17 protein-coding genes are annotated in these 25,570 nt (G+C 49.2%); 7 read left to right on the top strand and 10 right to left on the bottom strand.

Annotated elements, in window-relative coordinates; translation table 11 throughout:
* The first annotated feature begins 93 nt into the window (after positions 1-93).
* The 3 genes from ACO0LD_RS11835 (at position 94) to ACO0LD_RS11825 (ending at position 4,154) form a co-directional block, all read left to right on the top strand.
* Entirely contained in the window at positions 94-2,193 is a 2,100-nt protein-coding gene (locus tag ACO0LD_RS11835; protein WP_423006968.1) for a TonB-dependent receptor plug domain-containing protein, read from the top strand.
* 122 nt (positions 2,194-2,315) lie between these two features.
* Positions 2,316-3,194 (top strand): helix-turn-helix domain-containing protein, encoded by an 879-nt coding sequence (locus tag ACO0LD_RS11830; protein ID WP_423006912.1) that lies wholly within the window; start codon positions 2,316-2,318, stop codon positions 3,192-3,194.
* A gap of 87 nt (positions 3,195-3,281) precedes the next feature.
* The gene (locus tag ACO0LD_RS11825) at positions 3,282-4,154 is read left to right on the top strand and encodes a metal-dependent hydrolase (protein ID WP_423006910.1); all 873 of its coding nucleotides are present in this window, start codon (positions 3,282-3,284) and stop codon (positions 4,152-4,154) included.
* 118 nt (positions 4,155-4,272) lie between these two features.
* Here ACO0LD_RS11825 and ACO0LD_RS11820 read toward each other — a convergent pair whose 3' ends face one another.
* The 6 genes from ACO0LD_RS11820 to ACO0LD_RS11795 all read right to left on the bottom strand — a co-directional run bounded on the left by ACO0LD_RS11820 (position 4,273) and on the right by ACO0LD_RS11795 (position 11,958).
* Positions 4,273-5,598 (bottom strand): TolC family outer membrane protein, encoded by a 1,326-nt coding sequence (locus tag ACO0LD_RS11820; RefSeq protein ID WP_423006908.1) that lies wholly within the window; start codon positions 5,596-5,598, stop codon positions 4,273-4,275.
* Between the two features lie 23 nt (positions 5,599-5,621).
* Positions 5,622-5,945 carry a rhodanese-like domain-containing protein gene (locus tag ACO0LD_RS11815; RefSeq protein ID WP_423006906.1) on the bottom strand — a complete coding sequence of 108 codons (324 nt, stop codon included), beginning with the start codon at positions 5,943-5,945 and terminating at the stop codon, positions 5,622-5,624.
* 28 nt (positions 5,946-5,973) lie between these two features.
* Positions 5,974-6,624: a protein-L-isoaspartate O-methyltransferase family protein gene (locus tag ACO0LD_RS11810; RefSeq protein WP_423006904.1), complete on the bottom strand. Its 651-nt coding sequence runs from the start codon at positions 6,622-6,624 to the stop codon at positions 5,974-5,976.
* Positions 6,625-6,664: 40 nt separating this feature from the next.
* Positions 6,665-9,865: an efflux RND transporter permease subunit gene (locus ACO0LD_RS11805; RefSeq protein WP_423006902.1), complete on the bottom strand. Its 3,201-nt coding sequence runs from the start codon at positions 9,863-9,865 to the stop codon at positions 6,665-6,667.
* Positions 9,866-9,867: 2 nt separating this feature from the next.
* The gene (locus ACO0LD_RS11800; protein ID WP_423006900.1) at positions 9,868-11,043 is read right to left on the bottom strand and encodes an efflux RND transporter periplasmic adaptor subunit; all 1,176 of its coding nucleotides are present in this window, start codon (positions 11,041-11,043) and stop codon (positions 9,868-9,870) included.
* Between the two features lie 285 nt (positions 11,044-11,328).
* The gene (locus ACO0LD_RS11795; RefSeq protein WP_423006898.1) at positions 11,329-11,958 is read right to left on the bottom strand and encodes a TetR/AcrR family transcriptional regulator; all 630 of its coding nucleotides are present in this window, start codon (positions 11,956-11,958) and stop codon (positions 11,329-11,331) included.
* A gap of 1,356 nt (positions 11,959-13,314) precedes the next feature.
* On the opposite strand from ACO0LD_RS11795, the gene ACO0LD_RS11790 reads away from it, so the two are divergent.
* Positions 13,315-14,286 carry a phospholipase A gene (locus ACO0LD_RS11790; RefSeq protein ID WP_423006896.1) on the top strand — a complete coding sequence of 324 codons (972 nt, stop codon included), beginning with the start codon at positions 13,315-13,317 and terminating at the stop codon, positions 14,284-14,286.
* A 117-nt stretch (positions 14,287-14,403) separates the two neighbouring features.
* Here ACO0LD_RS11790 and ACO0LD_RS11785 read toward each other — a convergent pair whose 3' ends face one another.
* Both ACO0LD_RS11785 and ACO0LD_RS11780 read right to left on the bottom strand, forming a co-directional pair.
* Positions 14,404-15,426 (bottom strand): LacI family DNA-binding transcriptional regulator, encoded by a 1,023-nt coding sequence (locus tag ACO0LD_RS11785; protein ID WP_423006894.1) that lies wholly within the window; start codon positions 15,424-15,426, stop codon positions 14,404-14,406.
* 181 nt (positions 15,427-15,607) lie between these two features.
* Positions 15,608-17,188: a tryptophan halogenase family protein gene (locus ACO0LD_RS11780; protein ID WP_423006892.1), complete on the bottom strand. Its 1,581-nt coding sequence runs from the start codon at positions 17,186-17,188 to the stop codon at positions 15,608-15,610.
* A gap of 470 nt (positions 17,189-17,658) precedes the next feature.
* Here ACO0LD_RS11780 and ACO0LD_RS11775 point away from each other — a divergent pair, with 470 nt between their 5' ends.
* Both ACO0LD_RS11775 and ACO0LD_RS11770 read left to right on the top strand, forming a co-directional pair.
* Positions 17,659-20,088, top strand: a complete 2,430-nt coding sequence (locus ACO0LD_RS11775) for a TonB-dependent receptor (RefSeq protein ID WP_423006890.1) — start codon at positions 17,659-17,661, stop codon at positions 20,086-20,088.
* A gap of 227 nt (positions 20,089-20,315) precedes the next feature.
* Positions 20,316-20,792 (top strand): cache domain-containing protein, encoded by a 477-nt coding sequence (locus ACO0LD_RS11770; RefSeq protein ID WP_423006888.1) that lies wholly within the window; start codon positions 20,316-20,318, stop codon positions 20,790-20,792.
* 71 nt (positions 20,793-20,863) lie between these two features.
* Here the strand turns inward: ACO0LD_RS11770 and ACO0LD_RS11765 are convergent, their stop codons facing one another.
* Together ACO0LD_RS11765 and ACO0LD_RS11760 are read right to left on the bottom strand one after the other, a co-directional pair.
* Entirely contained in the window at positions 20,864-21,610 is a 747-nt protein-coding gene (locus ACO0LD_RS11765; RefSeq protein ID WP_423006886.1) for a DUF6882 domain-containing protein, read from the bottom strand.
* A 94-nt stretch (positions 21,611-21,704) separates the two neighbouring features.
* Positions 21,705-23,042 (bottom strand): GH1 family beta-glucosidase, encoded by a 1,338-nt coding sequence (locus ACO0LD_RS11760; protein ID WP_423006884.1) that lies wholly within the window; start codon positions 23,040-23,042, stop codon positions 21,705-21,707.
* Positions 23,043-23,945: 903 nt separating this feature from the next.
* On the opposite strand from ACO0LD_RS11760, the gene ACO0LD_RS11755 reads away from it, so the two are divergent.
* The gene (locus ACO0LD_RS11755; protein ID WP_423006882.1) at positions 23,946-25,280 is read left to right on the top strand and encodes an MFS transporter; all 1,335 of its coding nucleotides are present in this window, start codon (positions 23,946-23,948) and stop codon (positions 25,278-25,280) included.
* Positions 25,281-25,570 lie beyond the last annotated feature (290 nt).

Raw genomic sequence — 25,570 nt, 5'->3', positions numbered from 1 at the left:
ACTTTCAGCGCTTGCCTGCAGAAATCGGTGACAGTCCTTCCCGGCAGATTTATGATGAATGCATTAAAGCAATGACTGCCCTCGGGAGGAATGATGTACTTGCCACCACATACAGCCATGCTGACAGCCATACTCCTGTCATTTTCACTGGCAGCCCATGCCAGCGCAGACAACAACGAAGAAGACGATGACCTCAAGGCCATCTATGGCGATAAACTGACCGTCAGTATTGCCACCGGCAGCCAGAAATCCTTGCGGCTGGCTCCGGCCGTCACCAGTGTCATCACCGCTGCCGACATACGCGCCATGGGAGCTACCGATCTGGATCAGGTATTGGAAACGGTGGCGGGTATGCATGTGGAGAAAATAGGTGCCAACTATTTTTCTGCCTATGTATTGCGTGGCATTATCAATGAACTCAATTCACAAATCCTGGTATTGCAAAATGGTGTACCAATGACCGTGCTGCTGACTGGCAACAGATCACGGCTCTGGGGTGGCTACCCTTTGCAACATATCTCGCGCATAGAAATCATACGCGGGCCGGGTTCAGCATTATATGGGGCCGATGCCTATAGTGGCGTGATCAATATCATCACCAAAAATTCTACAGAAATAAAGGGCACAGAATTTGGTGTCACCGCTGGCTCATTTTCTACCCGCGATGTCTGGATACAGCATGGTGGCAAATTGGGCAGCGTAGACTTTGCTGCCTATTTGCGCACAGGTAAAACCGCAGGCAGTGCCAATATCATAGAAGCCGATGCGCAGACCGGACTGGACCGCGTATTTGGTACGCATGCCAGCCTGGCTCCCGGCCCGATGAATAACGGCCATGATGCCATTGATGCAAATATTGACTTGAGCTATGAAAAATGGCGCTGGCGCAGCAATTTCATCTTGCGCGATAACATAGGTACGGGTACGGGTGTTTCTTCCTCCCTGGACCCGGTTGGCAAATTGAAAAGCCAGCGCCTGACTTCAGACATATCCTGGAGTGACAATCATGCAGGGCAAGACTGGGGTATGGGTTTCAATCTCAGTTATGTGCAGTACTTGCAGCGTCTGCCTACGCCGCTGGTTTTGTATCCGGCGGGTGTGACCTTTCCCACGGGCAGTTTTCCAGATGGCATCATAGGATCGCCAAATACCTCTGAACGGCAAATACGTGCTTCGGCCTACGCCATGTATTCAGGCTGGCGGGACCATCAGCTACGCATAGGTGTCGGGCATGATGATCTGAACATGTACGATACCTATGAATTCAAGAATTTCCTGGTGACCCCGGCAGGGCTGCCACAGCCAGCGGGTGCGGTGCAAACCTATACCGGTACGCTGGCATTTCTGCAACCACACCGCCGCACGATTGACTATGTGTATCTCCAGGATGAATGGCAATTCGCACCAGACTGGAACCTTACCGCAGGGCTCAGGCATGACAGTTACTCTGATGTCGGCAGCACCACCAACCCACGCCTGGCTCTGGTGTGGGATGCAGCCTATAACCTGACCGCCAAACTCATGTATGGCGAAGCTTTCCGCGCGCCGTCTTTTGCCGAACTGTACAGCATCAATAATCCAGCCCAGCGTGGCAACCCGTCGATATTACCTGAGAGTGTCAAGACGCTGGAAGCGGCCCTGATCTGGCAAGCGCGCAGTGACTTGCAGGCAAAATTCAATATCTTCCAGTTCAGGATGAAAAACCTGATACGCACTGTGCCCAATGCGCTCAAAGGTACCGGCAGCTCATATGCCAATACCAATAGCCAGGAAGGGCATGGCATGGAAACCGAATTGAACTGGCAAGCCAGCCGTCAACTGCGATTGAGCGGCAACTACAGCTATCAAATCAATACCGATCAGGTCACCAACCAGGATGCTGGTTATGCGCCACACCATCATGTCTTTGCCCGCGCCGACTGGCAGTTTGCGCAAGACTGGTTATTGAGCCCGCAATTCAACTGGGTGGCAGGACGCAAGCGCACCGTTGGCGACTTGCGCCCGCCTGTGGCGGATTACAAGATGATAGATCTCAGTCTGCGTACCAATGCCGGTGCATGGGAAGTGTCGGGCAGCATACGCAACCTGATGAATGTCGATGCGCGTGAGCCCAGTTTTGCACCAGGCAGTATCCCCAACGATATACCGCTGGCGAAACGCAGCTTTTATTTACAGCTCACGTATAAAATGTGATCGCGACACTGACACTGGCACTCATTTCACGATCAGGAATGGAATGAGTTCTGGTCGTCAACTCTTGCATGAAATCACAAGTAGCCAGAAACTTTGGGTAAAATAACGTCTGACTCTGCGACATGGTGACTCACCGGACTACCTTGCATACACCTATCAATTATCAGGTTTTTCCTTCTCATCCCAAGTTATCCCCATTAGTCATGCATGTCATGGTGGTAGAACTGGATGCTTGCGAAGCATTTTTACCTGCCAGCTTAAGTCCTGCCATCATGCTGTTTGCCCATGGCGGCGGAGTAGTGATACAGACGGATCAATCCGAGATAGTCGCCGAGCGCTTCTTTTTACGCGGACCTGTGATGGAGCCTACGCACGTCCGTTATGAACCCAAATCCCTGGCATTGTCAGTATGTTTTCGCCCCGGCATGTTGCAACAAGCCATGGGCATCAATGTTGCCAGCATTGCTGGCAATGCCCTGCCCTTTCATGAACTGGTGAGTGCAGAGCGTGTCCATGCCTTCTTGCGAGCGCTGGATGATTTGCAGGATGTCGGTGCCATTGTGGCCTTATTTCAGGATTTCTTGCTCGATGTACTGGATCACAGACCCAGGAGCAGCATGGGTGCGGCATTTCTGGCAGCCCACAAAAAAATCTTTTTCCCCTTACTGGAATTGTCTGAATATTTTGGCATAGGGCAAAGACAGCTGGAGCGGCGGGTGCGCGAAAATTTTGGCGTCACCCTGCGCGATGTCAGGCGCATAGTCAGATTTGGTTTTTCCCTGCCCCACATCATCAAGCCCGATGTTGCCTGGGGTGACCTGACTCAAATTGCCCAGGATGGTGGTTATTACGATCAAGCCCACATGCATCGCGAATATCTGGAACTGGCAGGCATACCACCGGCACAACTTAGACAAAAGATCAGTGCCCGTGATCCTGCTTACTGGATTTATCTGATATCCGATGCAGACTTCAATAATCTTTTTTTGATGATAGATTGACGGGTCGGTACAAATTTGACGCTTTGGTACAAGTAAGAATCAGACTAATTATTTAGACTGTTTTTCATTGCAAACATGAGAAGCGTGATGAATATGAGCCAGCAAAAAGATGGCAGTCGCAAACCAAACAGCGTTCGAAAACCGCTGCAAGTGCGTCAATTAAAAATCGATTTATCCCAAGGATTTTCACGTCACTGGCTCGGGGGTGATGCCTTCCGTACACATTTGTTCAATGCCCAGTCCTTCAGTTTTCCACTCGGTGAGCAATATTTCATCGACAGCGTCAAGGCAGCCCTGCCCTTGCTTGAAGATGAGCAACTGAAAGAAGAGATCAAAGGTTTCATAGGCCAGGAAGCCAGCCACCGTCATATCCATGCGCAATATAATCAGCACTTGAATACGCAGGGTCTCAGTTATTTTATCGAGCCATTCGTCAAGTGGCGCATACGCAGTGCCGCCAGTCTCAGCGTCAAAAGCAATCTCGCCGTCACCATCGCGTATGAGCATTTCACCGCCATTTTCGCCGATGGTGCATTGAGTGAGCCATGCTGGATAGCTGATGCAGAAGAACCACTAAAAACACTGTGGACCTGGCACTCCATAGAAGAGACCGAACACAAATCCGTGATCTTTGACACCTATCATGCGATAGGTGGTGGCTATCTGCGGCGCATAGCCTGGTTTTTGTATGTGACCATGTTGTTCAGTTTTGATACCACGGTGCAAACCATGCATTGCCTGTATCGCGATGGTCAATTATTCAAACCCAGGACCTGGTGGCAGGCGCTCAAATATTGTCTGCGCCCGCGTGGATTGCTGTGGTTTTCGTTGCCGCATTACCTGGCTTATTTCAAGCCCGGCTTCCAGCCCTGGGAGCGCGAGAATCTGTATCTGACCGAGCAATGGCTGACAGAACAAAAGCCTAGTTACCGTGAAATCGGCAAACCCGTTGAAACCTGAAAAACATGTACCCAAAGAAAAAGCTCGCTGACAGCGAGCTTTTTCTTTGATAGTCAAGTTCAGGAACACAGTCCTGATCTTGCCTGATCCTGATTCTGATCCTAGTAATCAGCTCAGCTTAGTGCTGGAGCAAAGTATTCACTTCTGCCAGATCGTCTTCCTTCAAGGTACCGGCAGCAGATTTCAGACGCAGGCCGTTCAGGATAGTGTCATAACGTGCTTTTGCCAGAGTCTGACGTGTGGTGTACAACTGTTGCTGTGCATTCAGTACGTCGATATTGATACGCACACCAACCTGATAACCAAGCTTGTTGGAATCGAGTGCGGATTGGCTGGAAATTTCAGCAGCTTCATAAGCCTTGACCTGTGCCAGGCCAGAAGTCACACCGACAAAAGACTGGCGTGCCCCTTGCGCGGCTGCACGGCGGGTAGTATCGAAATCGCTACGCGCCTTTTCTTGCAAGGCGACTGCTTCTTTCACACGACTATCGACAGCAAAGCCTGAAAAAATAGGGATATTCCATTGCACACCAATCTGCGTAGTTTTCGCCACACCCGTCAGATTAGGATTGGTGGCACCGGCATTGGATGTACGACCAGTGCTGGCGACCAGATCAACGGTAGGATAATGGCCAGCACGGTTTCTTTCGATTTCGCGCTTGGCAACTTCAACTGCCACCTGTGAAGCCACGACGCTGAAATTTTGTTTTTCAGCAGAAGCAACCCAGTCATCAATCACCGCAGGCTGCGGTTCGCTGAGTTTGACACCAGGTCTCAGTTGAGCCAGTTCGCCCGCCTCCTTGGCGATGATTTGTTGCAAGGCAGCGCGCTTGACTTGCAAATCACTTTGGCCTGCATATTCCTGTGCAGTCACCAGATCGTAACGGGCTTGTGCTTCGTGCGTATCAGTGATGGTCGATGTACCGACTTCAAAATTACGCTTGGCAGAAGCCAGTTGTTCAGAAATCGCACTCTTTTGCGCGCGCAGGGTTTCCAGGGTATCTTGCGCAGCCAGCACATCGAAATATGCCTGGGCTACCCGGATAACCAGATCTTGTTTTGCCTGCTCAAATTGTGCCTGGCTGATCAGCAGCGACAATTTACTTTGTTCATAGACCTGCCAGTTACCCCAGTTGAACAAGGGTTGCGACAATCCGAGTGTCCAGGTATTGGTGACGCCAGTAAATGAGCGGCTGCCACTGACGATGTCATTTTCTGCTTCTGTCCGTGCTTTACCATCACTGCCTTTCAGAGCGATACCGGGCAATAGACCTGCACGGCCTTGCACAGGTTTTTCCTGCGCTGCAGTCAGGCTGGCGCGGGCACTTGCATACTGCGCATCATTTGCCAAAGCATCCTTGTATATTTGCAGCAAATCAGTCGCATTTGCATTCATAGTCAAGAAAGCAGAGGCCAGCAGTGTGGCAAGAATAGGATTACGCATGTAAGGCTCCGAAAAAAAGTAAATTAATAAGTGGGCATACCCGTATCAACTTGTTGTGCCCATGCATGCACACCACCAGTTAAATTAATTGTTTGGGTATAGCCCTGACGTTCTAAAAAATTTGCTACCTGCATACTGCGCCCGCCGTGATGGCAAATACAGACAATCACGTCATCCGGTTCCAGTTCATGAAAGCGAACTGGTACTGTCTGCATGGGCATCAATTGCACACCCGGGATATGACAAGTCTCATGCTCCCAAGGTTCCCGTACATCGAGTAAAACCGGGGCTTTTCTACTACTATCGTTCAACCATTGCGCCAGCTCTGTTGCAGTAATGTTTTCCATGACATGCCTCCCGTTTTCTTTTTCAGGATTACAGGCTGAAATGTGAAACTGGCTTGGCACCTGCAGCAGGCTCCACCACCGTTTCAAACAAGTTTTTCTTGCTCACTGCAGAGGCAGAAGTGCGCGTGAATAACTGTGCTGTCAATGCTGGCAGTTGCCCTACGAAAGCCAGCAAACGGCCACCAACATTCAATTGCTGTTGCAGATGTTCAGGCAATTCTTCCAGACCGCCAGCGATGACGATGGCATCATAACTACCAGTATTTTTATCGCTGAAGGCATCAGCCAAAACTACGTCAACATTACTGACATGATTGCGGTGCAAATTACCGGTCGCCAGTTCATGCAAGACTTTGGAGGATTCCAGCACAGTCACGTGACGGGCAGAGTAAGCCAGCAATGCCGCCAGATAACCTGTGCCGGCACCTACCAGCAAGACGTTTTCCTGCTTCTTCAACACCAGCTCTTGCAAAATGCGCGCTTCCAGCTTGGGCGTCATGGCCTTGCTGCCATCAGGCAAAGGCAACTCGGTATCAAAAAACGCCAGGCTTTTTTGTTCTGCCGGGAAATACTCTTCGCGTTTAACCACAATCAGCATATCCAGTACTTCCTGGCTCAACACGTCCCAGGGGCGGATTTGTTGCTCTATCATATTGAAGCGTGCTTTTTCGATATTCATTTCTATACTCGATTGCAAAATTGATGGAAACGGCATTTTATCAAAGCGCTTGGACAGTTTGACGATTACCGCGCCATTTTTGCGTAATCCACAGCCCTAAATCATCCAGATAGGTATAAATCACCGGCACCACCACCAAAGTCAGCAATGAAGACGTGATAATCCCGCCTATCACAGCCTGTCCCATGGGTGCGCGCTGCTCAGAACCCTCAGACAGGGCAAATGCCAGTGGCACCATGCCAAATACCATCGCCAGCGTCGTCATCAGGATGGGGCGCAGGCGTACATGAGCAGCTTCCAGCAGCGCTTCCATGCGGTCCATACCTTCTTTCCTTGCCTGATTAGCAAAATCTACCAGTAAAATGGCATTTTTGGTAACTAATCCCATCAACATGATGAAACCGATGATGGAAAACATATTCAGCGTAGAGCGGAAGAACATCAAGGCCAGGAAAACACCGATCAAAGTCATGGGGAGGGCGGACATGATGGCGACAGGCTGCAAGAAGCTGGCAAATTGCGACGCCAAAATCATGTAAATGAAAATCACCGCCAAAGCAAGGGCCGACAAGGCATAGCCAAAAGATTCCGTCATGTTCTTGGTGGCACCACCCATTTTGTAGCGGTAGCCGGGTTGCCATTGCATGCCTTCCAGCACTTTTTTGACTTCTGCACTGACTTCACCAGCAGAACGGCCAACCACATTGGCTGACAATTCGACTTCACGGTTCAGGTCACGGCGGTTGATCTGATTCGCTCCTGTTGATGGCTTGATGTCTGCCACCTGTCGCAAGGGCACCATTTTTGGTGAACCGTCAGCATTGGTCTGCGTGCTGCTGAGCATCAGGCGCGACAGGTCTTCAGGATTATTCCTGTCATTTGGCGACAGGCGCACAGTGACATCGTAGTTTTCATCATCCGGTGCACGCCAGGTCGTGGCAATCTCGCCTGCCAGCAAAGGCCGCAAGGCACCACCTATTTGAGCCACGCCTACGCCAAGGTCTGCCGCAATATCGCGGCGCGGTTGCACCGAGATGGTTGGTTTTTGCGCCTTCAGGCTGGAATCCAGATCAACCAGGCCATGTATGGCGCGCAATTTTTCCTGCACCTGCTCAGACAATTTAGCCAACTCACCCAGATCACTGCCTTGCAGGCTAAAACGCAGATTCTTGTTATCACCACCGACGCCATCCAATGCACCTATATGCGTGACCGTGATACCGGCTATCTGGCTCAGGCGGGTACGCAGTGGCACTGACATCTGGCTGGTAGTCCTGGCCCTGTCCTTGCGAGGAACAAGACGGATAAAGGTGGTCACATAATTCTTGCCCTGTGCCGAGCCGGTATTCACTGTGCTATAGGTATCCAGCACTTCAGGGAATTCCTTTACCACGGCCTCGACCTGATGCACCTTGGTCTCGGTCAGCTCCAGCGACGAACCTACCGGCGTGTAGTAATTGACACCTGTTTCAGAATAATCAGCCTGCGGTACAAATTCTGAACCTATCAAGCCTGTACCCGGAATTGCCAGACCAAGAAAGAAGGTCAGCGCTGCAATCAACAAGGTCTTGATGCGATGTTTGAGTGACCAGCGTAACATCACCTGATAGCCACGCGAAAACCATTGCACCCCGCGTTCAAACTGTTCCAGCACGCGGCCTATGCTATTCGCATACCAGCCTTTGCGAATCGACTTGCCGTTTTCATCTACGGTCGGATGACCATGTGCATCAGGGTCTGGCCAGATGGATGACAGCATCGGATCCAGCGTGAAAGACACAAACATGGAAATCAATACGGCGGCGGTGACGGTAATACCAAACTGGTGGAAGAAGCGACCGATAATCCCGCCCATGAAGCCCACAGGCAAAAACACCGCTACGATGGAGAACGTCGTCGCCAAAACTGCCAGGCCTATCTCTGCCGTGCCTTCGAGGGCTGCCGTATGGTGATCTTTGAACTTGCCATTCACCTTCATGCCAGCATGACGCACGATATTTTCACGCACCACGATCGCATCATCAATCAGCAAACCCACGCACAGCGACAAGGCCATCAGGGTAATCATATTGATGGTGAAGCCAAACATATCCATGAACAGGAATGTACCTATCAATGCCACTGGCAAAGTCAGTCCGGTGATGACGGTAGAGCGCCATGAATTGAGGAACAGGAAAACAATCAATATGGTCAGTGCTGCACCTTCTATCAGGGTACGGCGCACGTTTTCTACACCTACGCGTATCTGGCGTGAACCGTCCTTGATGACTTGCACTTTGACACCTGGAAACTGCGCCTGCAATTGCGGTTCCAGTGCCTTCAAGGCGGCAGTCAGGCCATCTGCCACTTCTATGGTGTTTTGCCCCTGCGCCTTCAGAATATCCAGTGCCACAGTGCGCTGGCCGTTATACAGTGCCAGGCTCTCTTGCTCTTCCTGACCATCCACCACACTGGCGACTTGCGACAACAATACCGGCTGGCCACCACGGCGGGCCACGATGATGCGGGCAAAGTCTTGCGGATTCTTGATGCGCCCCTGTATCTGCACGACTTTTTCATTATCCAATGCACGGATGGCACCGGTAGGCAATTCCTGGTTTTCATTGCGCAAGGCATTGATGACCTGATCTACACCCAGGCCCAGCGATTCCATTTCACCCGGCTTCAGGTAAATCTTGATCTCGCGCTTGACACCACCGACCAGGGTCACCGAGCCTACGCCGCGTACGTTTTCCAGACGCTTCTTCACCAGTTGATCACCGATGGTCGTCAGTTCGCGGAAATCACGCTTCTTGATCTTGTCGTCATTCGTCACCGAGACCGAGAAAATGGGCTTGTCGGATGGGTCATAACGGGTCACCCTTGGTTCTTTGACTTCCTTGCGAAAGCCCGCCTTGATCAGGGCCACTTTTTCACGCACGTCCTGTGCTGCCTGCGCCGGATCAACGGTCAGGTCAAATTCCAGGATAACGACAGACGTGCCCTCATAAGAACGTGAAGTCAGCGCGCTGATACCGTTGATGGTATTGACGGTTTCTTCAACCTTGCGGGTGATGTCGGACTCTATGGTCTCAGGTGCAGCACCGGGATAATCAGTCTGGATCACTACCACAGGAAAAGTAATATCGGGGAACTGGTCTACCCGCAAGCGCTTGTAAGAGAACAAACCCAATACCACAAAGGCCACCATCATCATGGTCGCCAGCACTGGATTGCCTATGCTGATACGTGTGAACCACATGATTACACCTTGCCTGTCGTGGTTGTAGTGGCAATCAGCTTCACAGCCACGCCTGCACGCAGGCGGCCCAGATTTGCTTTGACTATCTTTGCTTGCGGTGCCAGGCCAGAAACCACCTCAACCACAGGCTTGCCCTGGCTTTCACCACGCAGGCCCAGCTTGACCGGCTTTTGTTGCAAGACATTGTTTTCTATCGCATACACGAAAGCCTGTTCGGCTTCGTACTGTATGGCAGTGTCAGGCACGGTCAATACTTCAGATTTTTTATCGACCACCAGTTGTGCTTCACCAAACATGCCTGCGCGCAAAATGGTATCGGGATTGGCAACTTGCACATAGGCCATGATGGAGCGTGAACCCGCCGTCGTGGCCGGGTTGATGCGCACGACCTTGCCATCGACTGCCGCTGGCACACCTTCTATTTTCAGCTGTACGGCCTGGCCAATTTTGATGCTGGCGATATCTTGCGTTGGTACTGGTGCTTCCATTTCCAGCATGCGCAAATCAACAACATCCAGCAAGCGGTTATCTGGCGAAATTTTTTCGCCGGGTTGCACCATGCGATTGCTGATCATGCCTGAGATGGGTGCACGTATGACAGTATCCGCCAGCGCTTTTTGCGCCACATTCAACGCAGCTTTGGCGCTGTCTACATTGGCCAGTGCGATGGCATATTGGCTGTTGGTATTGTCATAGGCATTTTTGGAAATAAAACTTTTTTCCAGCAAGGCTTTGTTGTTGTCGCGTGCCAGACGGGCGATTTCCATTTGCCCCTGAGCAGCGGACAAAGCGCCTTTGGCTTGCTCCTGCCTGGCCAGATAATCACTGCTATCCATCTTGATCAGGACTTGGCCAGCTTGTACGGCTTCGCCTTCACGCACCAGGACTTCGGTAATATCTCCTGCCACCCTGGCTTTGACGGCAGCCTGATTAATGGCGCGCAAAGCACCTGACAAGGCCAGGAGTTTTTTGACTTCGGTGCTGCCAACCTCCACGATGTCTGCAGGTAAAAATTCCAGCACTGCAGGAGTTGATTGGCCAGGCACCGCTACCGAACTGGCCGATGCAGTGGCTGATGCCTGCACTACATTGCCCTGAGATTTTTTCTTCATGACTATCATGCCTGCAGCCAATAGCAGCACTACAGCAATGATCCAGAAAGTCTTGCGCTTTAACATGATTGTTTTCCAAAAGTAATTGTTTCAGGACCTGGGGGCTAAGACGGTCAATAAACTGTCCAGGTCGTAAGAAACCCTGACTTTAAAGCCTGACACAAGGTGAGGGTCAAGCAGCGCATACTCTCCAATAAGTAATAACCTGCCTACGATCTTACTGCGCGAGCGTGATCGGGGCTCATGCACTGCTCAAAATGCTCATGTACTAGAAGTACATTCCGCTTTTTGCGCGGCTCTTCACCCCGCTGACGCCCGCTCGCTACAGATCGTAAGCATGTTCTAAGAAATCTATTTTTTTAACAAACTATGCAGGGCCATATCTATATAGTGCTCAATATAGGTATCGAGCTGATCTGGATCTACTTTGCAAACTCCTTGCGAGTGCTTCCAGATCATCATCATGATCATGGGCGCAATCAAGAGCCGGGAGTCGATTTCAAGATTCACGTCCCGTATTTCTCCACGAGCCATGCCGCGCTTCAACATCTTCGCAACCATGTTTTCACCACGGTCTATGACTTCTTCCTGATAAAACCTGGCCAGTTCAGGGAAATTACCGGCTTCTGCCATCATCAGCTTGGGCAGGCCAGACAATTTGTTATTGCCTACACTTCCCCACCAGGTAGTCATGATCAGGCGGAATAATTCTTCACTAGTCCCCTCAAACTGATCAATGACACCCTCAGCCTCACCTATCAGAGGAACGATGTTTTCCCTGACCACGGCCTTGAATAACTCTTCCTTACTGCAAAAATACAGGTACAAAGTCCCCTTGGAGACACCGGCAGCGCGCGCCACATCATCCAGACGTGTTGCCGCGAAACCACGCTCAACAAATAAATCGAGGGCAGCAGCGAGTAATTCTTGCGGGCGGGCATCCTTGCGGCGCTCCCACTTGGGCTTAAAAGGGCATGACATATTAGCAACAACTCAATTAACTTACTTTTGAGTCAGTAATATAGTCCGGCCCCAGATCAGCGTCAAGATAAACACTTGTTACGTCCGAATAAAGTCTTGAACGAAACAATAAATTCTTAAATATCAAGCAATAGTCGAACAATAGAACCTTAAACAATCGCTAGTCCGCGGTTGAAAGCATTCAGAGATGCATATTAAGCAACCTTAATAAGCAACCATAAATTAGAAGCCATTGCACATATAACGCAAATGAGCGGGCTTTGAAATTTTGCTATATCTGAATTCCCTGAATCTATAGCTACTTTGCCAAGCTGCTTCGATTATTACAATCGCCATGCGACAGAATGCAAAATTGAGTAGATCAAACATAAGAATTTTGGAACAGGCTGCAGATATATAACAGCCGACCTTTAGAAAATACAAAGATAGCCCGTCAATTTGCGAGAAATTTTATTAACCAAAACTTCTGAAAGCAGTCAATTATTTTTAGGACTTATTTTGCATTAGTGGCAGCACAGCCTATGTTGCGGATTTGTTTACACCATTAGTCGCTTCTTCGAACTACTCAATAAGCTTGTCGCCATCATTGATTTTTGCCTCAAATCGGCAACTAATGCGGAAAGTCGTCGAAAGGACTCTGTTCAAAATAAATCGCGAATTCAAATTTCATCCGCCTGGTTTTGCAAACAGACAGTTGAACTCTTTATATTTCGGATACGCCCATTGCTATGGTTTTTACGAAATTTTTAGAGCTCATTGATACATTTGATTAGCGCCGCACAGTGTTGCAAGATATACCCTTCGTCTGGTGATCTCCTGTCATGGAACTCACTAAAAAATTACTAAAAAGAGCATCGACTCTGAAAGAGCAGTTTCCTGAATATTGCTATCACCGCTCTTAGTGGGAGCAAGACGTTGTGTTCAAAAAACGATCTGTTTATTTTTTTGCTGTTCACTGTGTCGCGTGATTTCGTTCACAAATCGTGGTCGGCACCTGAAAACATTCCATTCAATTATGCAATCAGCCATTAGCCATTAGCCATTAGCCAGAATTATGGAACCCCTGATTAAGTCCGGTTCACTATTCGCAAGTTATTGATTTTCGAGAATTAATTTTACGAAATTGGACTTAATCAGAGATGCCTTATGTTTGCTACCGAACATACGACTTGATGAAGCTCGCTTATCCTTGCCGACAAAAAAAACAAGCATATCGAATGGTTAACTTAACCACGCGATGTGCTACCAACTCGCAACTTGACAGTTAAAGCACTTATGCCCACTCACCTCAAAAAAATAATATTACCTCTGTTCATACTTTCGCCTGCGTTATTTAGCCAGGCACAGGCTAGCGAGATGGAACAACAGATGCTGCGTTGTTCCGTGCTCGGCGATGCGAGTGTTCGTCTTAGTTGCTTTGACGCCCTCGCCAAGGCCTCTACCCCAGTCGAGGCTGACAAACCAATTGCCAAGGCAGAAGCTCTGCAAGATTTGAAAGAGACCGTGGCACCTGAAAAGCCACCAGAAGCAGCACCCGAAATGTCGCGCATGGTGCAACGCTGGGAACTCGATGAAGCGTCCAAGCGCGGCAAATTCGTGTTTAGGCCTCATCATGATAATTATCTGCTAGTAGCAAATTACAGCAATGCCTCGAACGATGAACCGTTCAAGAACTTCACACCTTCCGGCGTCAAATCCAAGCATGTGGAATTGACTTATCAACTGAGCATGAAAATGAAACTGGCTGAAGAAGTGGGTAGCTCGCCTGTTGATGTGTGGGTGGCCTACACCCAGCAAAGTTTTTGGCAGGCGTATAACCGCAGTGCATCCAGCCCTTTTCGCGAGACCAATTACCAGCCAGAAGCCATGGCAATGATCCCTGTCAATAAAAGCATAGGTGATTTCAATATCCGATACCTTAATTTTGGTCTGGTACATCAGTCGAATGGTCAGACCTCGACTTTATCACGCAGTTGGAACCGCATCTATGCTGAGCTGGGCGTTGAACACGGCAATTTCTCAATCAGCACCAGAGTCTGGCGTCGTCTCGATAATGCCAGGTCAGATAACGACAATATCGATATCGTTGATTACTTGGGGCATGGCGACATACATGCCACATATCGCGAAAAAGGCGGGCGCGAATTTTCCCTGACCGCACGCCGCAATTTCAATACCGGCCATGGTGCATTGCAAGCCAGCCTCGCTATGCCTATTACTACAAATCTAAAGGCTTATTTCCAAATGTTCTCGGGATATGGTCAGAGTCTGATTGACTATAATTATTCGCAAAAATCAATAGGTGCGGGATTCATGGTTGATTTCTGATTGCTTTGATTGCGGTCTATTGTCCCTGCATGGCTGTACATTCTTTACATATGTGCAGACATGCTGGCATATCTTTTACATGTTTTACAGGTGCAAAGATATGCCAGCGCCCCGTCCTTAACGTATCCGTCTGGTGGTTTCTCTGGCGATCAATTCCAGACCCGGCAAAGTCGTATCGACTTCATTACCAGCTATCAGACCTAGCAGGGTCTTGGTAGCAAGCAAGCCCATGTCATACAGGGGTTGGTGTATGGTCGTCAGCGGCGGCGTGGTGTACAGAGAACTGGGCAAGTCATCGAAGCCTATCAGGGAGATATCTTCAGGCACACGTATGCCCTTGCGGTACAAACCCAGCCTGACGCCATAGGCAGAAAGATCATTTGCAGCAAACACGGCGCTGAATTGTTGCTGGGTTTCCAGCAAACGGTTAATTGCCAGCAAACCACTGGCTTCATGGAAGTTGCCTTCAGCCACCAGGCTTTTCTCAAATGGGATATTGGCTTCACGCAAGGATTTTTGATAACCCTCTTGCCGTTCAACCGCATCAGTATTGTTTGCAGGGCCGGTGACAAAGGCAATGCGCCTGTGACCCAGTTCTATCAAATGCCGGGTTGCCAGGTAAGCGCCATGGACGTTATCAAGCTTAAAACCAACTGCAGTCTTGCTGTTCAAGCTGCGGCCAGTGGCCACTATGGGTTTGTCGAGGGCGAATTCCAGCACTTTTTTGTCAGCGATACGGCCGGACAGCAAGATGATGCCATCCACTTTGCGCGCCAGCAAAAGCTTGATGCGCGCCGCCTCTTCATCGGCATTCCAGTGCCCGCTGACGATCACCGATGCATAGCCAGTACCTTTCAGCCCATCATCAACCCCATGCAGGGTTTCATCAAAGAAGGGGCTGGAAATATCCTGCACGACGATGCCTATGGTCATCGATCGACCACTTTTGAGCCCTTGCGCCAACTGGTTGGGCTCGAACTTCATTTCTGCAATGGCAGTTTCTACTGCCTTGCGTTTGTCATCAGAGACCTTGGCCGTGCCATTCAGGATGCGCGATACCGTGCTGGGCGATACCCCAGCCTCACGCGCAACATCCAATAAGGTGACCGGCTCATTTTTTCTTTTCGTTCTGTCAACCACGCAATGCCTTCCCAAGCTGGGTAATTATTTATTTTAGTATTTACAATTCAGTGAAAAGCTTTTCACAATTAGCATAACATGGTTTTTTAGGCGTGCGCAGTGGGTCTGCCCTCTATCCATCAGGTCTGCACACAAACATACACAATTGCAGCAGTTTTGTATTGGCTCTCATGATCGCCCTTCAAGCCTGCCTTGCCAGCGCAGAAGGAAATGGAGACGCAGCCTTGCATAAGTGCTCAACCAGCTTTCTATGGTCGGGCAAATCAGCCAGGGCGCGCTGGGCCATCTGGGCAATCATCTGGAATTCCTGTGCAGCTTCCTGATTTTGTGGATACACAAATTTATTATTCGCCATATCGGTCTGGAATTCCATCCCATACAAAACGAACTGCCAGCTCGATGGCGGATACATTTCCAGGTCTGCAATAAAATCCATGCGGTGCGGTGGGCGGCAGCTCCACATCTTCAGCTTTTCTTGCAGGCTCTCTGGTATAGAGGCAGCATTCCTGTTATCACGCCAGAATGCTGAATCGCTTCTTTGGCTCAGACTGAAATGCATTTTGACAAAATCAACAACCCGCTCATAGCGCGCTTTCATATGCTGATTGAATTGGGTTGCCACGGCATCAAACTCACCGTTGAAAGGAAACAGGTAGGTCAGCAAATACGCCGCTGTTTCTATCAGGCCTATGCCCGATGATTCCAGCGGTTCGATAAAACCACCCGACAGACCAATGGCTACACAGTTCTTGATCCACTGGGTTTCACGGTAACCGACATTGAGTTTCAATAACCTCGGCGTCATACCGTCAGCAGCCGGACCTATGTATTTACGCAAGACTTGTTCTGCCCTCGCTTCGTCAGTATGACGGCTGGAAAACACATAACCTGTGCCACGTCTTTCCTGCAGACCTATGTCCCATATCCAGCCTGCTTCCTGCGCACTGGAAATGGTATACGAAGGGATAGGTGTGTCTGGCTTTGCATAAGGCACTTGCAAAGCCAGGGCGCGATCTACAAACAGGACATCATTCAAAGACTTGAATGGCGATCCCAGGGTTTTGCCTATCAGGCCTGCACTAAAACCTGTGCAATCGATAAACAAATCTGCCGCCAGAACCTGGCCATCTTGCGTGTGCACGGCCGCAATCGCACCCTCTTCGTCCAGTTGTACATGCTCTACCGTTCCCAGTATCCGCTTTACTCCTAGTGATTGCCCATGCTCAGACAATAATCCGGCGAGGCGGCCAGCATCGAAGTGGTAGGCATAATTCATCGGCCCCAAAAAGTCTTTATCGGCAAATCTCTTGGGGCCGCGTGACGCATCTGCTATGCATTTTTGCATGGTCACTGCATCCGCAAAAGCTGGTTGTTGGCCCTCGCGCGCAGCCAGCCCTTTCAGCCAGTAGGGCAATAATTCCGGCCCTCGCTGGCTGGGATGACTGAAGGGATGAAAGTAATGATCCGTGCCTGCGCTACTCGCTGGCCTGACCCAGTGATCAAAACGTATACCCTGTTTGAAGGTCCCATGACATTCTTTGATGAAGCGCGCCTCATCTATACCTATCGCTGCCAGGGTGCCACGTATGGAAGGAAAACTGCCCTCACCAACACCAATAATGCCTATGTCTGTTGACTCCACCAGGCGTATCTGTATACCCTCCCCCTCTTTGGAGGATGACAAATGCCTGGCCATAAAACATGCAGTCAGCCAGCCAGCTGTTCCACCACCTACGATCAATACACTTTTTACGGCTTTCATTTGAGCAAGCTCCTCTGATTTCACAACAGTCAACGAGTACATAGCATGGTATTGAGTACGTCTTTTCAGCAACTGCCAATGCTGGTTACGGCACCATCCTCATAGTGCAATAGTCGGTGGAAGTTTCACGGACAAACGATGAAAGCAGCCTGACTTGCCAGCAATAATTCCGAACTGATTGCAAACTGATTACGAACGAATTGCCAAGCCATTTCTAACTAATGCCGAATCAATCTCGAACCATTCTCGAATTTTGACGCCGCTTTGCATCGCAGTTTTCAGCAGAATTTCACTTATATTACAACATTTTGAAAACGTTATCATTTTCTGTTTGACACAGAATTCAAGTTTTATGTATTATGAAAACGGTTTCAAAAGTAAATCAAAGAAACGCCAATAAGAAAACGTTTTCAAAAACGTCATGGTTTAATCAGAGCAAAAAAACCAACCCAACCTGTAACAGGAGACATATGAAAATCCGCAATCTTGCGACCCGGAAAGTCGCGACCACACCTATACAACTGGCGATCCTTACCCTGATCACCAGTATGGGCGCAGCCCAGGCGCAAACTCAAGCGCCGGCCCCGGCACCAACGACCGCCAGCCAAACCAAGGCAAATAACGAAAGCACGACTATTTCTGAAGTGATCGTCACGGGTACCAAACGTGCCACTTCACTGCAAAAAACCCCGGTTGCCATCACAGCCATCAATGCTGCGGCCCTGGAAGATGCCCACGTGCAAAACGTACAGGACGTGGTCAACCTGGTGCCAGGCTTTCAAGCTACAGGCCAGGGTGATCATGGCGTCATCACCATGACCATGCGCGGCATTGGTAACGACAGTGCCAAAACTGAATACGCTGATCCTGAAGTTGCCTTGTTCATTGACGGTATATATGCCCCTCGTCCTGAAGGTGCAACTTCTCTGCTGTTTGATCTGGAAGGCATAGAAGTATTACGCGGCCCGCAAGGTACCTTGTGGGGTCGTAATGCCACTGTTGGCGCGGTCAACATGCAAACCGCCAAACCAAAGATAGGCGAAAGTTCTGGCTCTGTAGAAGGTGGCCTGGGCAGTTACAAACGCTTTGGCAGCCGCGGCGCATTCAATATCCCGGTCAGCAATGAATTGGCGCTGCGCTTTGCCTATGCACATGAGAAACATGACGGTTATGTCGATTATCAGGCACCCACCATGCTATCCCTTGATAGCCAGAAAGCTGCGTTTGCCACTTACCTCAAGAACGGTGGCACAGTAGTCCCCTTCCAGCCTATCAACTACGCCTTGTTTGTGCAGGATGGCCCCAAGTATGGCGCGCAAGACCAGACTGCTGCACGTATCAGCATGCTGTGGAAGCCTAACGCTGCCACCAAGATTGATCTGTCATATGAGAAATTCATAGACCGTGGCACACCATCAATGAACTTGCTGCAAACGCCACGTGCCGGACAAAGTCACTGGTCAGCGCTGATCGATACAGCCCCCTTCACGGAGCGCGATAGTGATGCTATCCGGGGCCGCATAGAATATGCCGTAAACAAGGATATGCAACTGACTTACATCGGTGGTTATTCCAAGTTCAGTGGTTCTTCCCGCTTTGACCAGGACGGTGGTGCCAATGCACCAACCAGCTTTACCTCTGGTGGCAGCATGCAGGCAAACAATACCGTTTCATCCAACTATAAAAACTTTAGCCATGAAGTAGAACTGCAATCCGTGGGCACGCGTGATGTAGATTGGCAACTGGGTTTGTACTATGGTTCAGAAACCAATGATATCCGTTTTGATATTCCTATCCTGAATGGTACTTACCAGGGCACAGTAGGCTGGCAGGGCTCCTTTATCCAGCCTAAAGAAACCGTAGAAACAGCAGCAGCTTTTGGTCAGGCAACCTGGAACGCCAGCAATGACACGCATATCACAGGTGGCTTGCGCTACACCCAGGACAAACGCACGAATGTGGATGGTCGTGGTTATGGTTTTTCGGGTAAGCCTGAACTCAGCCAATTACCTATCACACCGAATGTCAATCCTGCCTCTGCCAACTCGAATTTCTCTGCCTATTCTTTCAATGATGGCAGCTATAGCGGCAACAAGGTGACAGGCTTGCTGCGCATCTCGCACGACATCGACAAAGATAATATGGTGTACGGCAGCATTTCCACCGGCTATAAATCTGGTGGCCTGCAAGATGGCGGCAAAACCTACGGACCTGAGACCCTGACCAATTTTGAACTCGGTACCAAGAGCACATTGCTGGGCGGCACAGTCAGATGGAACAACGCCCTGTACTATGGCAAGTTCAAGGACTTCCAGTTCAGTGCGCCAGTTACTGCGCCAGACGGCACCCGTGGTTTGCAGACATCCAATGCTGACGGCGCAAAAGTGTATGGTTTTGAATCCGAGCTGGCAGCAAAACTCAGCAAGGACGACAAGTTGCAAGTCACCATTGCCATCGCCAAGGCTACGCTTGGCAACTTGATAGGCGGCTCGAATGACTATGCGCTGCCTGCATGTAAAGTGCCCGGCATCAGCAATTGCCTGGATGTATCTGGCAATACCATGCCGCATACGCCCAAGTTTTCTGCTCAAGTCTTGTATCAGCACACCTTCCATTTGAATGAAGGCACATTGACACCACGCATCAGCCTGCATTACGAGACTGAAACCTGGCTCAGCGTCTTCAACTATGGTGACGGTGACAAGCAGGAAGCCTATAGCCGTGCTGATCTTGGCATGCGCTATCAAGCCACAGGCAAATCCAGCTGGTATGCAGACTTCTTTGTCCGCAATGTCGGTGACAACAAGGTCAAAACCAGCGCCATGAATGCGAATGGCCCATGGCAAGCACAGTATCTGCCGCCACGTACCTTTGGCGTCAACGTTGGTATTGATTTCTAAATACCAATACTGGCCGCAAGCTAAACGCTCAAGCCTGTAAATCGCCCCGGCCCACGCAAGTGGCCGGGGTTTTTCTTTATCGGTCTTAAAAACAGACGTTTTAGCATTGTTTAACACAAGTGCAAATTACAAACATTGCATTATGTAAATTCACCATTAGAATGAATTCTGGCCAAGTACCATAAAGCTTCCCCCTTGCCATGTGTTTTAAATAACAGGAGATAAAAATGCGAAGAATATTTATCAAATCCTTGCTTGCAGTTGCCGGGTTTTCCATGTTGGCACTGGGTCAAGTTTCTGTCGCCGCTGACAAGGGCTCTGCAGATGAAGCCATCGCTCTGGTGAAGCGCGCCGCGACCTACCTGAAAGAAAACGGCAAAGACAAAGCCTATGCCGAATTTAATAACCCCACCGGGCAATTTGTCGTCAAAGACTTATATGTATTTGTCTACAACACCAACGGTGACGGCATCAACCGCGCCCATGGCGCGAATGCCAAGATGGTAGGCAAGAACTTACTGGAATTAAAAGATGCTGATGGCATGCCCATCGTCAAAAGTTTTCTGGATGTCGCCAACAGCAAAACCGGACATGGCTGGGTAGACTATAAATGGCCAAACCCTACTACCAAGATGATGGAACCCAAATCGACCTACATTGAACGTGTGGGTGATGTGTTGATAGGTTGCGGGATTTATAAATAGCTGTTTCTGTCTGAGGCGCAAGCACAAATGCGCCTCAGCAATCTCATCGCCACTCGCCATCTTTAACTATCTCAGGCTGTTGAAATTTCACGTATCAGTAAAAAGCTGGCGCCGCCTTCGCGAGGACTGCGGTAAATACCTCTGGCATTGAGTACGTGCGCTGCAACTGCAGCCATCTCCCAGGCATTCACTTCTTCTGCTGTCCATTTCGGTGTAGTCAGGCATGGATAGTCATGCACCTCACCAAAGTCACGCACGGCCTGCACACGAGCTCTTACATTTTCAAGCAAATGGAAATTTGCCCAGGCCCATAACCATGTGTCTGTTCTGGATGAATAGGAACCTATGAAGTCTATCCTGGCAACGACAGCTGCTACGCCATCATTGGAAAAGACCAGCTCCCCTTTTACCTGATCCCAGTCATATCGCTGATGAGAACCCAGGTCAAATTCTTGATTCAACTGCTCAGTTTTCTTTTGCAAGTCTTCATAACAGGTATCAAGAAAATTGCTCCAGGCATCAGATGCAGCCCCATCAATCCTATCCAGACTGGCAGAGCGCGCATCTTCATAGCAGCCATGACAGAGCAATTTGATGGGCACAAGGTCTTCATTACGCTCATTCCATTCACCCTCGGTCTGATAATGTGCGTCACATATTGCACACCATGCATCCGGCCAGGGATTATCCGCATCAGGGTAATCGCAATGCCAATTTTGCACGGGATGGGCTATCAGGTGTTCACATACATAAGTTGCATGTGCCTTGCCATGCTGAGCGCATTCCAGCTCATCTGATTCTTCCAGTTCTTCATCCATATTAATTTCAGTTTTTCGTTTTTTTGAAAACCTGAAATTAACAGGAAAAACCAGATCTGGCTATTCACTTTTTACCGGAGAAATACTCAAGATTTCATTTGTCCTGCAACTGCGCACTGACAAAGTCACGGTACCAATATGCACTGTCTTTCAAAGTACGCTGTTGTGTCGCATAATCCAGATACACTAGGCCAAAGCGCTTGGCATAGCCTGAATTCCATTCGAAATTATCCAGCAGGCTCCAGTAGAAATAGCCTTGCACATCGACGCCACCAGCTATCGCGTCGTGCATGGCTTGCAAATGCAATTGCAGGTATTTGATGCGCTGCTCATCATGGACTTTACCGTCTTCCAGTTTGTCTGCAACCGCCATGCCATTTTCAGTAATATAAATCGGTGGCAATGCAGGGTATTCGGCATGCAGCTTCAACAATAAATCAGTCAGGCCGGAAGGATAAATTTCCCATCCCATGTCGCTAAAGCCCAGCTTGCCTTCCGGCTGCTTGGGTGGATTATCGGTACTGACATAAGCGCGGAAATAATAATTCACGCCTAAAAAATCCAGAGGCTGGCGGATGATATCCATGTCTTCTGCATGCACATGAAACTTGCTCATGTCCATGCGCTGCAGCGCTTTTTGCGGATAAGAGCCTTTGAATATGGGATCCATGAACCATAGTACAGAACGCGCATATTCCCACTCAGCCTGGGCAATATCTGCAGGTGAATCCGTAGCGGGCATGGCTGGCCACTGGTTCAAAACTATACCTAGTTTGGCCGGACAATTGATCGCACGCATGGCTTGCAGCGCCAGACCATGCGAGAGCAAAAGATGATGCGATACCTGTATTGCCAGCGCAGTATCAGCCACACCCGGCGCAAACTGGGCATTGCCATAACCAAGATTGGCAGTGCACCAGGGTTCATTATGAGTGGCGATACTGGCAACGCGGTGGCCAAAGCGGCGCGCTATCTCTGCTGCATATTCAGCAAAGCGCAAGCAGGTATCGCGATTCAGCCAGCCATCCAAATCCTGCAAGCCCTGGGGTAAATCCCAGTGATACAAAGTCAGATGGGCAGCGATGCCGTGCTCTTCCAGTTTATCCAGCAAGTTAGAATAAAATTCAAAGCCTTTTTCATTCCAGTCACCATAACCCAGTGGCTGCACACGCGACCAGGATACCGAAAAACGATAAGCCTTTAATCCCAGGCCAGCGATGATACCCAAATCCTCTGCATAGCGATGGTAATGATCGCAAGCCACATCACCGGTACTGCCATCAATGATGGTGCCAGGTGTATGGGTAAAGGTATCCCAGATAGAAGGCCCACGACCATCGACATCTGTCGCCCCTTCTATCTGATAGGCACTGGTGGCAACGCCCCAGGTAAAAGCAGGTGAAAACGCAGGCATCGTTGATGGATTAGTCATGGTCTAGTTTTGGATAGGTTCGCTTTAAGCATTCATGCTCTTTTTATATATCGCTATGCCTCATGGCAGAGGAGCTGACCTGCTGGTCACCTCCTCTTCTTTTGCAGCAGCTTGAGCCAGGCTCAGATGCGCATTTTTAACGAAGCATGCGTTTAAATTGAAATCGTTTTCAAATATAGTCAAAAAATGACTGTTTGATCATCAATCTTAGTAAAAATCGACATTCCTGCCCGATCACCAAAGTAATCAAAATAAAGATTTTTTCATCAATCCAATGAAAACGTTTTCACAAACCGGAATTTATCACCGGATATTTAACCTGTCAACGTCTTGCTTTTTCAATTTATATCTTTCTCTATGAAAAAATCTTGGATTCGTATGAAAATTAAAATTCCCCAGATGTTATTTTCATTGTTTTTTCATAAATTATCCTGAAATCAGTTTCATCCGATTTCACAAACTGGGCTCAAGATACGCTCTGGCTTTGACTCGCTTACAACATGATTTCAAATCAAAAATCTTAAACTGCATGCCTGAGAAAAGCCTTAAAACACTGCTATTTGACAGGCATTAACTACTAAAGCCATGGGCGAATCTTTTTCGTACTTATAAAATTTTTTTGTTAATGCAGCGTGCCACATTAAAATTTCATGCTATTCTGCGCTTGAAAAGGTTTTCATGAATAAAAGTGAATACTGAATCAAATTAAAAATCAATTACAAAATTAACGAGACAGCCTGCAAACTCCTTTGTCAGGAAGACTTAGCCAGATCATCAGCAAAGATGATTTTGCATAAGCAGACCTGCAAGTGAGCGTCATAAACTATGCATCGCATACATTGAGACGATGTAATAATGAAGACCTGCAGGCATGCCGCCTACTTGAAAAGAAGCGTGCAGCCCATGATTACTGAAACAGAAATCACTATTCCCCCGGCAAATCCGGTCAGGAAATCCCCTTTGCTCTGGGTGCCGACCACCTACTTTACGATGGCACTGGCGTATATGATGCTGACCAATGTCAGCGCCATCATGTTCAAGAACATGGGCATGGACAATGGCAAGGCCGCTGAATATGCCAGTTACCTGATCCTGGCCTATACCATCAAGCCCTTGTTTGCCTCTTTTGTAGAAATGTACAAGACCAAGAAATTCTTTGTCATCTGCACGCAACTGATCATTGCCGTCGGTTTTGTCGGCGTTACCCTGGTCATGTCCTTGCCCAACTACATGCTGATACTGATGAGCGTGTTCTGGATCATTTCATTCCTCGGCGCTACGCAAGACATTGCAGCAGACGGTGTGTATGTCACCTCGCTGGACAGCAAAGCACAGTCACTGTATTGCGGCATCCAGAGCCTGAGCTGGAATATCGGCCCCATCGTTGCAGCAGGTGGACTGGTTTATTTAAGTGGCAAACTGCATACCGATTTCTTTCATCATGACCCCAAGGTATTCGGTGCAGACTGGATGGATGCCTGGCGCGTCATCTTCCTGATCGTGGCAGGTATCATCGCCCTCATGGCAGCCTGGCATTTACGTACCATGCCGGATGGTGCGAAGGCAGAAAATACACCTACCAATGTCAGCGAAGCCCTGTTCATTCTGCGCGATTCTTTCGTTACTTTTTTCCAGAAACGTGATGTCTGGCTGATGATAGGTTTTGCCTTCCTGTTCCGTCTCAGCATAGGTTTCCTGGAAAAAATCGGCCCCTTCTTCATGGTTGATCCTGTCAGCAAAGGTGGACTGGGTTTATCCAATGAAATGCTGGGTCTGACCTACGGCACTTACGGACTCATTGCCGTGCTACTGGGCTCTTTATTGGGCGGCTGGTTTGTCGCCAAGCGTGGCTTGCAACCTACCCTGTTCATCCTTTGCTGCGCCGTGAATATACCGAATGCCAGCTTCCTGGTGATGAGCATCTTCCAGCCAGAAAGCCTGTGGCTGATCACTGCAGGTGTCGCCGTCGAGAAATTCTTTTTCGGCTTTGGTTCAGTCGGCTTCATGATCTACCTGATGCAGCAACTCGCGCCTGGAAAATACACGACCACCCACTACGCCTTCGGTACCGGCCTCATGGGCCTGTGCATGATGGTGACTGGCGTCATCAGCGGCCACTTGCAGCAATTGCTGGGCTATACAAATTATTTCATCTTCGTCATGCTGGCTACTATCCCCTCTTTTGCGGTATGCTGGTTTGCGCCTTTCCATCAAAAGGAAGGGCTGGCAGAAAACTGAAATTATTCGCAGCACACAATAAAATAAAGGCGGCTCGTCCCAACCGTTCACGCTTTAACGTAACAAGTCCCCCCACTTTCAATGCCGCCTCGTGCGGCATTTATTTTTGCGGGTTGTGGATAGAGCGAATTGGTTTCTCAATAAATGTGTCGGGTAATTTTACTTCTAAGGAAATAGTTGATCAATTACGAGCCAAACAACATCAATAGCGTCCGTGTTGACGTTGCATTTGATCTTGCGGTTGCCTTTGACCTTGTAGTTGCCTTTGACCTTGTAGTTGCCTTTGACCT

Source organism: Undibacterium sp. Ji83W (assembly GCF_049340385.1).
In the GTDB taxonomy this organism is placed as follows: Bacteria; Pseudomonadota; Gammaproteobacteria; order Burkholderiales; family Burkholderiaceae_D; genus Undibacterium.
This window is presented reverse-complemented; position numbering and strand designations above follow the sequence as displayed.

Excerpts from the sequence above, each read along its gene's own strand:
- ACO0LD_RS11835 (WP_423006968.1), top strand. The coding sequence starts at position 94 with ATGTACTTGCCACCACATACAGCCATGCTGACAGCCATACTCCTGTCA.
- ACO0LD_RS11830 (WP_423006912.1), top strand. The coding sequence starts at position 2,316 with ATGGTGACTCACCGGACTACCTTGCATACACCTATCAATTATCAGGTT.
- ACO0LD_RS11825 (WP_423006910.1), top strand. The coding sequence starts at position 3,282 with ATGAATATGAGCCAGCAAAAAGATGGCAGTCGCAAACCAAACAGCGTT.
- ACO0LD_RS11820 (WP_423006908.1), bottom strand. The coding sequence starts at position 5,598 with ATGCGTAATCCTATTCTTGCCACACTGCTGGCCTCTGCTTTCTTGACT.
- ACO0LD_RS11815 (WP_423006906.1), bottom strand. The coding sequence starts at position 5,945 with ATGGAAAACATTACTGCAACAGAGCTGGCGCAATGGTTGAACGATAGT.
- ACO0LD_RS11810 (WP_423006904.1), bottom strand. The coding sequence starts at position 6,624 with ATGAATATCGAAAAAGCACGCTTCAATATGATAGAGCAACAAATCCGC.
- ACO0LD_RS11805 (WP_423006902.1), bottom strand. The coding sequence starts at position 9,865 with ATGTGGTTCACACGTATCAGCATAGGCAATCCAGTGCTGGCGACCATG.
- ACO0LD_RS11800 (WP_423006900.1), bottom strand. The coding sequence starts at position 11,043 with ATGTTAAAGCGCAAGACTTTCTGGATCATTGCTGTAGTGCTGCTATTG.
- ACO0LD_RS11795 (WP_423006898.1), bottom strand. The coding sequence starts at position 11,958 with ATGTCATGCCCTTTTAAGCCCAAGTGGGAGCGCCGCAAGGATGCCCGC.
- ACO0LD_RS11790 (WP_423006896.1), top strand. The coding sequence starts at position 13,315 with ATGGAACAACAGATGCTGCGTTGTTCCGTGCTCGGCGATGCGAGTGTT.
- ACO0LD_RS11780 (WP_423006892.1), bottom strand. The coding sequence starts at position 17,188 with ATGAAAGCCGTAAAAAGTGTATTGATCGTAGGTGGTGGAACAGCTGGC.
- ACO0LD_RS11775 (WP_423006890.1), top strand. The coding sequence starts at position 17,659 with ATGAAAATCCGCAATCTTGCGACCCGGAAAGTCGCGACCACACCTATA.
- ACO0LD_RS11770 (WP_423006888.1), top strand. The coding sequence starts at position 20,316 with ATGCGAAGAATATTTATCAAATCCTTGCTTGCAGTTGCCGGGTTTTCC.
- ACO0LD_RS11765 (WP_423006886.1), bottom strand. The coding sequence starts at position 21,610 with ATGGATGAAGAACTGGAAGAATCAGATGAGCTGGAATGCGCTCAGCAT.
- ACO0LD_RS11760 (WP_423006884.1), bottom strand. The coding sequence starts at position 23,042 with ATGACTAATCCATCAACGATGCCTGCGTTTTCACCTGCTTTTACCTGG.
- ACO0LD_RS11755 (WP_423006882.1), top strand. The coding sequence starts at position 23,946 with ATGATTACTGAAACAGAAATCACTATTCCCCCGGCAAATCCGGTCAGG.